Genomic DNA, 13,422 nt, shown 5'->3' with positions numbered 1-13,422 from the left:
AACCCGCCTCAAAACTCGAAACCTACCGGCAAGCAGAACGGGATATCTGCGAATATTTTGCGGTTCCCTACTCCGAAATCTATAAAACCTGCAAGATATGTCCGCTGACATCCCCCGCCCTGATGCCGGACGCCCTGCATCCAAATGATTTTGGCCATGGAGAGATTGCAAGGGTGTTACGCGCGGTTGTGGAGGGGATATTGTGAAAAAAATAGTTTAAGTACTGTGTTAAAGGGGCTGTCTTACAAGCCTTATTCCCGAGCTTGTCATTGGCTCAGGCCGATTTACGCTTCGCTCCAATTGCGGGCTTCGACCCGCAATGACAGGTAGTGGTAAGGGCGTTCTTACTCCCCTCTCCAAGATGGAGAGGGGCTGGGGGTGAGGAGTATTAGTCGCGGCACGCAACCTTGAACTTTAAACCTTGAACTTCCTAATATTTCCGAAACACGTAAACTTCGCCATTAAATTCCAGTTCCAATGCCGAAGAGGTTTTCTTTTTTATGTCGTATGTCCGTTCAAACGTGTTTTCGCCCCAATGCAGGCAATCGCCGTTGCATTCACTCCAGAACTCTTTAATCTCCAGTTCCAGCTTGTTGTTGTTTTCGGCATAAGCGCCAAAAGCATAAAACGAATCCAGACCGGTTTCCATTCTCATGTATTTGAATACCCCTTTTTTGAACAGGTAGAAGATGCTATCTACCTTGTGTTCAGCGCCGTCGGCTTCAACAACCTTTGTCATCTGCCATTGCCCCTCTATTCCTTTTTCGATGTAATCTTCGCACGAAAAGAAGAAGAGGCCAACGGAGGCTAGCAATAAAATGGAGAACCAATACTTCATGATTAGTCGATTATTTCGAAGCCGGTATAGGGAACGAGCGCTTTGGGGATGCGTATTCCGCCTTCGGTTTGATTGTTTTCGAGCAATGCGGCTACAATTCGCGGCAATGCCAATGCGCTACCATTAAGTGTATGAACCAGTTGTGTTTTTTTGTCGTTGTCGCGGTACCGGCATTTCAGGCGATTGGCCTGATAGCTTTCAAAATTCGATACCGAACTGACTTCCAACCAGCGTTTTTGAGCTGCCGAAAATACCTCAAAATCAAAGGTCAAGGCCGAAGTGAAACTCATATCGCCTCCACACAACCTAAGGATGCGCCAAGGCAATTCCAGTTCGTCCACCAGCGATTGCACATAATCCACCATTTCTTTCAACGATTCATACGAGTGTGCAGGCGTATCAATGCGAACAATTTCCACCTTGTCGAACTGGTGCAAACGGTTCAAGCCCCTGACATCCTTTCCGTACGAACCGGCTTCGCGGCGGAAACAAGCCGAATAAGCCGTATTTTTTATGGGGAGATTCTTTTCTTCCAATATCACATCGCGGTATATGTTTGTTACAGGCACCTCTGCCGTTGGAATCAAATACAAATCGTCTATTGTGGCGTGATACATTTGTCCTTCCTTGTCGGGTAGCTGTCCTGTTCCGTAGCCCGATGCAGCATTAACCACATACGGCGGCTGCACTTCCAGATAGCCCGCATCGCGTGCCTTGTCGAGGAAAAAGTTTATCAAGGCCCGTTGCAAGCGCGCTCCTTTCCCTTTATATACGGGGAATCCGGCGCCGGCGATTTTTACGCCCAGTTCAAAATCAATCAGGTCGTACTTTTTCGCCAATTCCCAGTGGGGTAGGGCGTTATCTCCCAATTCGGGAACCGCACCGCCTGTCCGTTCCACCACATTATCCTCAGCTACTCTTCCTTCGGGAACCAAATCGGAGGGTAAATTGGGTATCAGCACCAACATATCCTGAAGTTTTTGCTCTGTCTCTTTCAAGTCCTCTTCGAGCAGTTTATTTTTTTCTTTTATTTCCGATACCTGTGTACGCGCTTTCTCTGCTTCATCCTTCCGGCCATCTTTCATCAATGAACCAACTGTTTTCGACAGATTATTCACCTCGGATAACTGTTTTTCGAGAACGGTTTGTGTTTCCCTGCGTTGTTTATCCAGTTCAATGATCTGTTCAACCAGGGCTTTCCCGTCAAAATGTTTCTTAGCCAGTTTCGCTACAACCAGTTCGGGATTATCGTTAATTACTTTGAGTGTCAGCATTTTATTCTTGCGTTTATTATTTGCCCGCAAAGATACAAAAAACGTTTCAAAGTTCAAGGTTCAAGGTTCAAAGTTTCAGTTTTGAAGGGGCTATCCATAAGAACGCAAATTGCGCTAATTACACAAATTCACGCAAATAAATAGCGCTTGTTTTGTGAATTGGCATAAATTGCGATAATTTGCGTAATCTGCGCAATTTGCGTTCCCATATTACGTGTTTATTCGTTTAAGTCCCATTATCACCGGCATATTCATTAAAATTTCTTCCAAAAACCATTAAAATAAGAAAAAAATGAAAAAATAGTCAAAGCTTTGTCGTATAAAAATAAATTCTATTGTAATTTTATACTTTTATGCCTTTAATGCAAGAACAGCACATGAGATACATTCTTTTACTCATTATATTTTCACTAACTGCGATTTCTGTTTACCCTCAGGCGTCGTCGGAGAAACTGATGCGAAAAGGCGTCAGTTTACACGACCAGGGAAAATATACCGAAGCCATCAGCTATTATCAACAAGCATTGCAGATAAACCCTGGTTCGATGTCGGCTATATACGAGATGTCTCTGTCGTACCTGCACCTCAAAGATTACGACAATGCGCTGAAATACAGCACAAAAGTTATTAATGCCAATTTTCTTCCTCTGTTGGTCGATGCCTATTGTGTGAAAAGTTCGGCCCTGGCCGAACTCAATAAATACGACCAGTCGATTAAACTGCTGACCGAAGCGATAGAAAGATGCGGTGATGAATATCTGCTCCATTACAACCTCGGATTGAGCTACTTTAAAAAGAAAGACCTCCGGCTTGCCGTTTCTCACCTGGGGAAGGCAATAGAGATAGATACCACGCATCCCAGTGCGTTTTTGCTGTATGCATACACGCTGAACGATTCGGGCAAGTGGTTGCAAGCGCTCTTCTCCTTTCATTTTTTCCTGTTGCAAGAACCCAATACCGAACGCTCGAAAGAGGCATTCAACGAAATGTATGACATCCTGACGATGGACTTGCCGTCTGATTCGCCAAAACTGGAGGAAGAGGACGGGATAGGCCGGAGGATAATATACGATTACATGCAGAAAAACAGACCCGCCACCGACGATCCCGCAAGAAAGTTTCTCTTTATCGAAAATGTTACAAAAAAAATGATCCTTACATTGAGCCAGATGCAGGACGAATCGCAAAAAGGGCTTCTGTGGGATTTCTTCCTTCCTATCTACAGCGAGATTTTGGCATCGGGATACATTGATGTGTATTGCCACTACATCAGTGTGTCGCAATTCCCCTCCTCGCTGGAGTGGTGGAACAAAAACACGGATAAAGTCGATCAATTCATCTCGTGGTTCGAAGGCGGACAGGATGGCGATTCGGATGAAGAATTGGGCGATGATTCGGAAGATTAATTTAGAATAAGGCTTGATGTTATGCTGAATATAAGTGAAGATAAACTGGTCGGAATGTTGCAAAACGAAAAAAACCGGAACGAGGCATTTTCGTTATTGGTGAAGGAATATAGCGAACAGTTGTATTGGCAAATCCGTAAAATTGTTATTTCGCACGATGATGCCAATGATGTCTTGCAAAACACATTTATAAAGGTGTGGACAAACCTCGATAACTTCAGGGGCGAATCGAAACTGCTGACCTGGCTCTATAAAATTGCGACAAATGAAAGTATCACTTTCTTAAACAAACAGCGTTCGCAGAATAATATCCCGATTGACGATGCCGACAATCATTTATCGGCCAAACTCGAGAGCGACCCTTATTTCGATGGCGACGAAGCCCAGCTTATATTGCAAAAAGCAGTGCTCTTATTGCCCGAAAAACAACGCCTGGTATTCAACATGAAATATTTTGAGGAAATGAAATACGAAGAAATATCGGAGATTTTAGATACATCCGTAGGCGCTTTGAAAGCATCCTATCATCACGCGGTAAAAAAAATCGAAGAATATTTGAGCGCTCTTGATTAAACCTTTTTCTTTTAAATAAGTCTATAAAGAACATAAAACAATGATGGAGGTATTGTATGAATAACATTGACAAAAGAAATCCATTTCGGGTTCCGGAAAATTATTTCGAGGATTTTCGTAAAGATATAATGTCTCGGATAGAACAAGAACCCAGAGCTAAGATTGTTCCCCTATGGCGAAAAATCGTTCCATGGACGGCTGTAGCAGCAGTGTTGGGCGGAATCATCCTGACAACAGGTATCCTCGTCAATAATACTGAACCACAGATGGCTGACGCCGATTTTGCAACAAAACAACAAAATGAGGCGGTATATGCATCCTCATCGGAAGACGAAGATTTTTATCTTTATCTCGAAGATCAGGTAGCAAAAGATTCGTATTATAGTACTATAAACTTTTAAAGCGGTTTAAAAACAAACGGACATGAAAACAAAAATTATATCCCTCCTTCTCTTTCTTGTAATCGGTATATCAGGAACTTACGGACAAGAAAATAAGCGATTCAACCTGGAAGAATTTAAGAAAAACAGAATTGAGTTTCTCAAAAAGGAGCTCAAGCTGACAAACGACGAAGCTAAAACTTTCTTTCCGCTAAGCGACGAGTTGATGCGAAAGAAATATGAGCTGAACAAAAGCTTGATGGAAAAAAACCGGAATCTGAAAAATAAGACAAATATAACGGATGCCGAATACGAAGAAATTGTAAGGGAGATGCTTGAAGTACGGATTAAGGAAGCCAAATTAGAAAAAGAATATTACGAAAAATTCAAAATCGTATTGTCGCCCGAAAAAATATACAAATACCAAATGGCAGAGTTGAAACATGCCCGAAATATGCTCAACAACCGGGAACGCCCCGAACGTGCAATCAACACCAGAGGAGAACGTCCAAGTTCGAGCAGGAGATAAATAATATTGTGTGAATGGTGAAACGGTAGAGTAAACGCATGAAAAATAGAAAACCTGATTTTTACCTAATTCTATTTAACGAAACAACCTCAGTAGCAGATGAATAGGTAGAGACGAGACCTCATTACCTCATTTATTTTATACCCAATTCTATCAACAAATAGCACGTAAGTAATGAGGTAATTAGGTCGGCTTTTTATATAATTCATTGCTACTGAGGTTGTTTTGTTAGAAAAATTAGGTAAGAATGGGGTTCTAAGGTTCACTAGCAAAATCATACGTTCACCGACTTTCAACTCAGGGCAAACCATGAAAGAGGTTCAAATAGGTTCAGGCTTAAAGGCTTTCAGCCTTAACGGCTATAGCTTTCAACTGCGCCGAACCGGGAAATTACTCCATTAATCCCGATTTTTTTTAGTTTATCGGGAAAAACAGCCCGTTTATCGGGAATCCTCCCATAAAATACCACAGAAAAATACCACACACATGGTATTTCCCATGAAAAATACCTTGAGTACTTTTGTCAAACAATAAAAAGTACAAAAAACAGGGAAATGACCAAGTTTAAAGATTCCAAAAACATACATTCAAAGTTAATAAGTAAAACATTAACTGTTAGCTTATTACTGAACAAACAACGATGTTGATTTCCATCGCTCCCGGCATGTTTATTTAAAATAAGCCAATACGTTTACAAAATAGATATTTTAACAGACTTAGAAATACAACAAAATGAAATCATCAATCAAAAAAATCGCATTGTCAGTTCTTTCAGTTCTTTTTATAACAACTGCAGTATCGGCACAGGAAAAAGTTATTCGTCTTACCGGTGCAAAATTCGCCTACCCAATTATTGAAAAATGGGCTGCAGAATACAAAAAAGAAAATCCGTTGGCTAACATCCGTTTTGAAACAGCTAAAGAATCGGTAGCCAGCATCGAATTTCAGGTTGTGGCGCATCAACCACAGGAAAATGAATTGAACGATAAGCAAGTAATAGCTGTCGGACGGTATGCACTTATTCCCGTAACCAACAGCAACAATCCGCTTTTGAGCGAAGCAAAAAAAGGAATCAATAAAAAAGACCTGAAAAATCTGCTTTTTGAAAAAAGCCTGGATGACGAAGATGCTTTTGAGGAAGAAGATTCAAACAAAAAAGACAAGTACAACGCTACTGTTTACGCACGGGACAGCAAATCGAGTACAGCAATAGCTCTGGCCGATTATTTCGATCAAACAGCCGAACAAATAAAAGGAAAGAAAATCATTGGCGACGATATTTATTTGCTTAATGCCATAAAGAAAGATGTCAATGGTCTTACATTCAATAGTTTGAACTATGTATTTGATATAGAAACACGTAAACTGAAATCGGATATTTCTATTTTGCCTCTCAAAATTAAATCGCAACAACAAGAAATATTAAATTCGCAGGACATAGACAAAACCATCTCGTTACTCGAAGAAACCTCCATCGAAACTATTCCTGTCGAAAAGTTCGGGTTTATTATTCCATCCAATCAAGCCAATGATAGAGAAGTAGTTAGCTTTATAACCTGGATTCTCAACAACGGCCAGAAGTTCAATCACGAACTGGGATTCTTGAAACTTGACAACAATTCGCTGGCAGTTCAAAAAGCTCAGTTCAAAGGAGAATACTTTTCTTTAAAATAGGATACTTTTCCAATCAAAATCATAAAAAAGCGTCCCCAATTTCCTACTGCAAATTAGAATCGGGGACGCATACCACACTAAATTAAATCTAGCGTATGACAAATTTATTTTATTTTTTCAGAAATCACAATTGGTTTCTGGCTAAAATGCTTGTTTTTTCAGCATTATTATTATTCCCCGCTTTTATTTCGGCTCAAAACTCAAAAACCGTTAAAGGAAAGGTGATTGATGAGGCCACAAAAGAGCCAATTATTGGCGCAAGTGTAAAAATAAAAGATGCCAAAGAAAAAACAACCGGTACATTTACCGATGTGGACGGAACATTCAATTTTCCGGCACAATCTTTTCCCGTAAACATTCTCGTTAATTATGTAGGCTATAAAGACCAGGACATTGACATCTACGAAGAACCAACAGCTACAATAACCATCGAACTTGCCGAAACCCGCAACCTCTTGAATTCGGTTGTTGTAATCGGATACGGAACACAAAAGCGTAGCGAGCTTTCGGGTTCCATTGTTTCGGTGTCAACGGCCAACCTGTCGCAAGCGCTTCCTTCATTGGATAATCTGCTGGGTGGCGCAGTAGCAGGTGTAAACGTTGTTCAGAGTTCGGGGCAACCGGGTGCATCTTCTTCCATCCGCATCCGTGGAGGGAATTCGATTACCGGCGGAAACGAACCCCTGTATGTGATAGACGGCTTTATTATGTATAACGATAACGCAAACGTGGAGACCGGCGTTGCACGAACCGGCGCCAGATTAAACGGGCTGTCAACCATTAATCCGGCTGACATCGAGTCGATGGAAGTCCTCAAAGATGCCGCTGCAACTGCCATCTACGGTTCGCGTGGAGCCAACGGCGTTATCCTTATCACAACCAAAGGGGGTAAAAAGGGCGCTGACCAGGTTTCTTATTCATCATCCTATGGCTGGTCGAAGGCCGCTAAGAAGCTAAAATTGCTGAATGCCAAACAATGGGCCGAACTGCGGAACGATATTTCGGCATCTTCCAATCTGATCCCCGACTTTACCACTGACGACATTGAGGCTTTGGGCGTTGGCGCTGATTGGCAGTCGGCTGCGCTTCAAACAAGCTTTACGCAGAACCAGCAGATAACCATAGCCGGTGGCGACGAAAAAACGCAATATTCCATTTCGGGTAATTACTACGATCAGGAAGGTATTGTACTGAACACCGGTTTCCAACGCTATACCCTTCGTTCAAATTTCGGACGCACAGTTAGCAGTAAATTAAAAATTGGCTTGAACTTGCTATTGAGCGCCGCTAATCAAAACGGTATCAGCGCCGTAAATGGAGTTTCTTCGCCCAATAGTTTTGCCAGTATATTGTTAGCTCCTCCCGTAGGGTCGGTTTACAACGAAGATGGTACTTATAATTTCGCTAATACTTATTTATCGACTACTTCTGCCGGTGAGAACTTAAATCCGATTGCCGATGTAAATGAGACGACAAATGAAACAAAAGTGAAACGTACTACCGGTAATTTCTATGCCGAATATAAGATTCTTCCCGAGTTAACAGCCAAATTAAGCGGTGGTGTCGATCTTATTCACACCAAGCAGAATTATTATGCACCAATATTCACAACAATCGGAAATGCGACTAAAGGAAATGCTTCTATCGGAAGCAGAACAGTTAATTCCTGGCAATCGGAGTTTACATTGACTTACGATAAAACTTTCGGTGAACATGGTATCAACATATTGGGTGGATATACTACCCAAAAGTCGGATACGGAAGGAGTAACAGTTCAGGCTACTCAGTTCACCAACGACATTGTTAAATTCAATAGTCTGGCTGGCGGACAAGCAGGAGATGCTTCTTCAAGCGCTGTAACTCAGGTATTGAATTCGTGGTTGGGACGTGTCAATTACACCTACCTGAAGCGTTACAATGCCTCTGTATCGTTCCGTGCCGACGGTTCCTCCAAATTCTTGCCCGATAATAACAAACAATGGAGTTATTTCCCGTCTATCGGTTTATCGTGGAATGCAAATGAAGAAAATTTCCTGAAGGGAATAACAGCAATCAGTAACCTGAAATTTCGTGTAAGTGCGGGTATTACCGGTAATCAGGAAGTTGGCGATTACAAGGCGTATGCTTTGCAGTCTCCCATCTCGTACTCGTTCAATCGCACGCTTGTAACCGGATATGCACCCAGCAATATGGCCAATCCCGATTTGAAATGGGAGGAAACAACACAATACAATGCCGGTTTCGATTTTGGCGTTTTGGACGAACGAATTAGTCTGGGTTTTGATACCTACTATAAAAGAACCAACGATTTGTTGGTGAATGCCCCTGTGGAAACTGTATTCGGAGCCTCTTCCATGTTGAAAAATGTTGGAAGTATTTCAAACAAGGGGATAGAATTTCAGATTAACGCCGATATTGTCAGAGGAAGAGGAAAAGCGTTTAACTGGCGGTCTTCGTTTGTATTGGCTCATAACGTCAGCAAGGTGATAAAATTGGGCGAAAATATAAGTCCGTTTTATCCCGTTATTCCATCTGTAACGCTGGGCTTGCTTTCGCCGGTAGTTGTAAAGGAAGGGGAAGCTTTGGGAACCTTCTGGGGATATAAAACAGCCGGAATTGTACAACTTGATGATGATTTGACAACAGCGCCCAAACCAAGTTGGATAACCGGAAATGTACAACCGGGAGACAGGAAATATGTCAACCAGAACGATGACAACCTTATCAACGACGAAGACCGGGTAATATTGGGAACAAGTCAACCCAAATTCACCTACGGATTTACCAATACATTCAGTTACAAAGGTTTTGATGCATTGGCAGTTATTCAGGGAAGCTACGGCAACAAAATATACAATGCCCTGAAACAGCAATTGGAAATAACTACGCTTTATTCAAATGTGTTATCCACCTTTGCCGACAGATGGACGCCTACAAACCCGTCAAACGACATACCGCGCGCCACCAGTTCGCCCTCGGCAGTTGTTACCGACCGCAATATAGAAGATGGTTCGTATGTTCGCCTCAAAAGCTTGACTTTGGGCTATACATTCCCAGCCAAGGTTTTAGCGCCTGCAAAAATTAAAAAAGCACGGGTATTTGTTACAGGACAAAACCTGTTTACCCTGACCGGTTATAGCGGTTACGACCCCGAAGTGAGCACCTACGAACAAAACAATCTTTTCCAGGGAATCGATTACGGCGCTTATCCTTCTTCACGTAGTTTTTTGTTTGGCGTAGAATTATCATTTTAATTATTAAAAAAAGGAATCACAATGAAAAAGATATATATATTATCATTTCTGTTGGCAGCCTTAACTGCTTGCAACGACTTGGATCAGGAACCAAAAAGCTCGATAACAACCAGTCAACTTTATAGAACCGAATCGGATGCTATAGCCGGAGTTACAGGTGTTTATGCATCGCTCACCAACTGGTCCGACCAACCGCTATACGGACGTAACATGTACTTTCTTACCGATATGGCTTCCGATTATGCGGCGGCAGGTGCATCGGCCATCAATGCAAATGTGCGGGCAATCAGCTCCATTTCGTACAATGCAAACAACGACCGTATCTCGCTCGTTTGGGAACAAATATACAGAGGAATCAACAGGGCGAATGTGGCCATCGACAACATACCGAAAGTACAGGCCTCGGATGATATAAAGAAAAGGCTTATCAACGAAGCCAAATTTATCCGGGCATTGCTCTATTTTAATGCGGTGCAATTGTGGGGGCCGGTGCCATTGATATTGCACGAACCCGAATCGAATAACGATTTGAAATCTTCTCGCGCCGAAGTTGACTTAATTTATAGCCGGATAATTGAAGACCTGACCGATGCGCAGGAATTACCCGATTCCTATTCGGCCAACGATTTGGGACGGGCTACCGGAGGCGCTGCAAAAGCTTTATTGGCAAAGGTTTATCTTGTGCGTAAAGATTGGCGCAATGCACAAATAAAAGCAGCAGAAGTTATAAACGGGCCTTACGGATATGCCTTGTTTGAAAATTATGGCGACATATCGGCCATTGCTACAAAAAATGGGAAAGAACACATCTTCTCGGCTCAGTTTGAAGATGGCCAGCAAGGAACAATCGGAAGATCGGGCAATCAGTTGGCTTCGGCCTCTTTTATCGGATTCAATGCCATTGAGCCTGCCGATATAATTTCGGATACCCGGTTGTTTTACGATGAAGCTTACGAACCCGGCGACTTGCGCAAAGATGCTACTTATGCCCAAACATTGGTCAATCCGGCCAATGGAAGACCCTTTACCTATGCCAAACCCCTGTTTATCAAATACCTCGAATGGTCGTTTGTGGAACAAGGTTTGAGCCGGACTGCCGCAGGGGTCAATTTCCCTGTTATCCGCTATGCCGATGTGCTATTGGTTTATGCTGAGGCTTTGAACGAAGAAAATCACGGGCCGGATCCGGCAGGGCAAGCCTATTGGGCAATCAATCAGGTTCGCCGCAGGGCATTTGGAGACCCGCTGAACGCTCCTTCTACACACGATTTATCGGGACTGAACGAAACCAGCTTCCGCGAAGCTATACAGAAAGAACGTTTGCTCGAATTTGTGCAGGAAGGCCAACGCTGGTTCGACCTCGTTCGCTGGGGTATATTGATAGAATCGCTTCAGAAAGTACCGGCTAAAGCAGGTGTTACCAGCAGAAACTACTTGTTCCCGATACCGCAGGATCAACGCGACTTGAACCCGGATGGTCTTTGGCAAAATGAGGGGTATTAATTAATTAGCAAATTAAAAAACACGTTAAACGAAAAGAAAAAATGAAACGAAATATCAATTATATACACACCGTAAAAGCTTCTCTGGGCTTGGCGGCATTGGCCGGTATTCCGGTAGCGAGCGGATTGCAGGCACAGAGTAATATTGATTTTAAAGGAGTTATCGGCAAAACAGTTGAAACATCAAAGGAGTACTGGCCCGACAGGAGCAATCCTGCCGACGGTTCGCCCAATGTGGTGTGGATTGTGCTTGATGATGTGGGCTTTGGGGCTTCAAGCGCTTATGGCGGACTGATTCGCACACCCAATTTCGAGAGTATAGCCAATCAGGGCTTGCGATATACCAACTTCCATACCTGCGGCATTTCGGCGCCTACCCGGGCTGCATTGCTGACCGGTCGCAACCACCACAACGTGCGTATGGGTGGATTTGCCCACCGAATCATGGCTGCCGGATTCCCCGGATACGAGGGCTACCTGCCGGGTGAAGCGGGAACCATTGCCGAGGTATTGAAAGGTTCGGGTTACAACACATTTGCTGTAGGTAAATACGGACTGACCCCCGATGAAGACGCTACCGATGCAGGGCCTTTCGACCGCTGGCCTTCGGGAAAAGGATTTGAGAAGTTTTTTGGCTTCCTGGGTTCGCAAACCGACCAGTACAAACCGGCTTTGGTGGAAGACAACACCAACATTACCCCAGACGGAAGGCATTTGAGCGAACAAATAACCGATAAGGCCATTGCATACATTCAAAAGCAGAAAAAGGCGTCGCCCAACAAGCCTTTCTTCCTGTATTACGCTCCGGCAGCCGTACATGCTCCTCACCAAGTGGCGCAAAAGTGGCGGGATGAATACAAGGGACAATTTGATGAAGGCTGGGATGTTTACCGCGAAAAAGTATTTGCTCAACAAAAGAAACTGGGGCTTTTCCCGGCTAACGCTGTGTTGCCCGACCGCGATCCGCGCATCAAGGCATGGAATAAATTGTCGGCTGACGAGAAAAAACTCTATGCGCGCTTTATGGAAACATACGCCGCCTACCTCACCTATACCGATTACGAAGTAGGACGTGTGATACAAACCCTAAAAGACCTCAACCAACTGGAAAATACGGCTATTTTTATAGTAATAGGAGACAATGGCGCCAGCAAGGAAGGGGATTTTACAGGTACAATCAACAAAGGCCTCTTTGATGCTGCCCCGATTACCGAAGGCGAATTGGTAAAAGAAAACCTGGGATTGATAGACAAGATAGGCGAACCGGACGGAATAAACACAAATTATCCGCTAGGTTGGGCGCAAGCTACCAATACGCCTTTCAGATTCTGGAAACAGGATGCCAATGCCGAAGGTGGAACACGCAATCCCCTGATTGTATATTATCCGAAAGGAATCACCGAGAAAGGGGGGATTCGTAACCAATACGGGCACGTGATTGATTTGTTCCCCACCACAATCGACTTGCTGGGCATAGCTGCTCCTGAGCAAATAAAAGGCGTAGAGCAACTTCCGGTACAGGGAACATCTTTGGCGTATTCGTTCAACGACAAACAGGCTCCATCCAGGCATACCATACAATATTCGTATATTTTTGGCTCCGGAGCTATTTATCAGGACGGTTGGAAGGCTTCGTTTGCTTATCATCCCGACAGAATTGATACAAGACGTCAAACATTGGACGGGAAAACGCAAAATATAGAAAGCGTCCTCAGCAATGAGACGAAAGAACCCGTTACATGGGAACTTTACAACTTGAACGAAGATTTCAACGAACGGATTGACCTGGCAAAGAAAAATCCGCAAAAATTGGCCGAATTGCAAGCCTTGTTCGATCAGGAAGCCCGGAAGAATAAAGTGTATCCACTTGTAAACTGGTCTTATGTCCATCAAACGATCATTAAAAATTACCTCAAACGCCAGGGAGAGGAAGCCAATAGACTTCGAGTAGTTGAATAATAAAAAAGGTAGGGGTTGTGTCAAAAGTTTTTT

At 43.3% G+C, this 13,422-nt stretch carries 11 protein-coding genes; 9 read left to right on the top strand and 2 right to left on the bottom strand.

The annotated features are described in order from the left end of the window. Positions 1-206 (top strand): SGNH/GDSL hydrolase family protein (locus ACYPWY_RS12350; protein WP_459684319.1); only part of this gene is annotated, 206 nt, incomplete at its 5' end. A 224-nt stretch (positions 207-430) separates the two neighbouring features. Here the strand turns inward: ACYPWY_RS12350 and ACYPWY_RS12345 are convergent. Both ACYPWY_RS12345 and serS read right to left on the bottom strand, forming a co-directional pair. Next, positions 431-838, bottom strand: a complete 408-nt coding sequence (locus ACYPWY_RS12345) for a lipocalin-like domain-containing protein (protein ID WP_459685836.1) — start codon at positions 836-838, stop codon at positions 431-433. A gap of 2 nt (positions 839-840) precedes the next feature. Further along, entirely contained in the window at positions 841-2,112 is a 1,272-nt protein-coding gene (serS, locus tag ACYPWY_RS12340; protein WP_459685835.1) for a serine--tRNA ligase, read from the bottom strand. Positions 2,113-2,489: 377 nt separating this feature from the next. Here serS and ACYPWY_RS12335 point away from each other — a divergent pair, with 377 nt between their 5' ends. The 8 genes from ACYPWY_RS12335 (at position 2,490) to ACYPWY_RS12300 (ending at position 13,389) form a co-directional block, all read left to right on the top strand. After that, positions 2,490-3,518, top strand: coding sequence for a tetratricopeptide repeat protein (locus ACYPWY_RS12335; protein WP_459685834.1), 1,029 nt, complete (start codon positions 2,490-2,492; stop codon positions 3,516-3,518). Between the two features lie 21 nt (positions 3,519-3,539). Further along, complete coding sequence (locus ACYPWY_RS12330) at positions 3,540-4,091, top strand: RNA polymerase sigma factor (RefSeq protein WP_459685833.1); 552 nt, start codon at positions 3,540-3,542, stop codon at positions 4,089-4,091. Between the two features lie 128 nt (positions 4,092-4,219). Then, positions 4,220-4,492 (top strand): hypothetical protein, encoded by a 273-nt coding sequence (locus ACYPWY_RS12325; RefSeq protein ID WP_459685832.1) that lies wholly within the window; start codon positions 4,220-4,222, stop codon positions 4,490-4,492. 22 nt (positions 4,493-4,514) lie between these two features. Further along, positions 4,515-5,000 carry a hypothetical protein gene (locus ACYPWY_RS12320; protein ID WP_459685831.1) on the top strand — a complete coding sequence of 162 codons (486 nt, stop codon included), beginning with the start codon at positions 4,515-4,517 and terminating at the stop codon, positions 4,998-5,000. A 732-nt stretch (positions 5,001-5,732) separates the two neighbouring features. Further along, positions 5,733-6,674, top strand: coding sequence for a hypothetical protein (locus ACYPWY_RS12315; protein WP_459685830.1), 942 nt, complete (start codon positions 5,733-5,735; stop codon positions 6,672-6,674). Positions 6,675-6,769: 95 nt separating this feature from the next. Continuing rightward, on the top strand, positions 6,770-9,928 hold the full coding sequence (locus ACYPWY_RS12310; protein ID WP_459685829.1) for a SusC/RagA family TonB-linked outer membrane protein: 3,159 nt from the start codon (positions 6,770-6,772) through the stop codon (positions 9,926-9,928). 21 nt (positions 9,929-9,949) lie between these two features. Continuing rightward, complete coding sequence (locus ACYPWY_RS12305; RefSeq protein ID WP_459685828.1) at positions 9,950-11,431, top strand: RagB/SusD family nutrient uptake outer membrane protein; 1,482 nt, start codon at positions 9,950-9,952, stop codon at positions 11,429-11,431. Positions 11,432-11,472: 41 nt separating this feature from the next. Beyond that, on the top strand, positions 11,473-13,389 hold the full coding sequence (locus ACYPWY_RS12300) for an arylsulfatase (RefSeq protein WP_459685827.1): 1,917 nt from the start codon (positions 11,473-11,475) through the stop codon (positions 13,387-13,389). Positions 13,390-13,422: the final 33 nt, after the last annotated feature.

Source organism: Viscerimonas tarda, from assembly GCF_054601255.1.
Note: the sequence above shows the minus strand (reverse complement) of the source record. Positions and strands in the feature narration are given on the sequence as shown.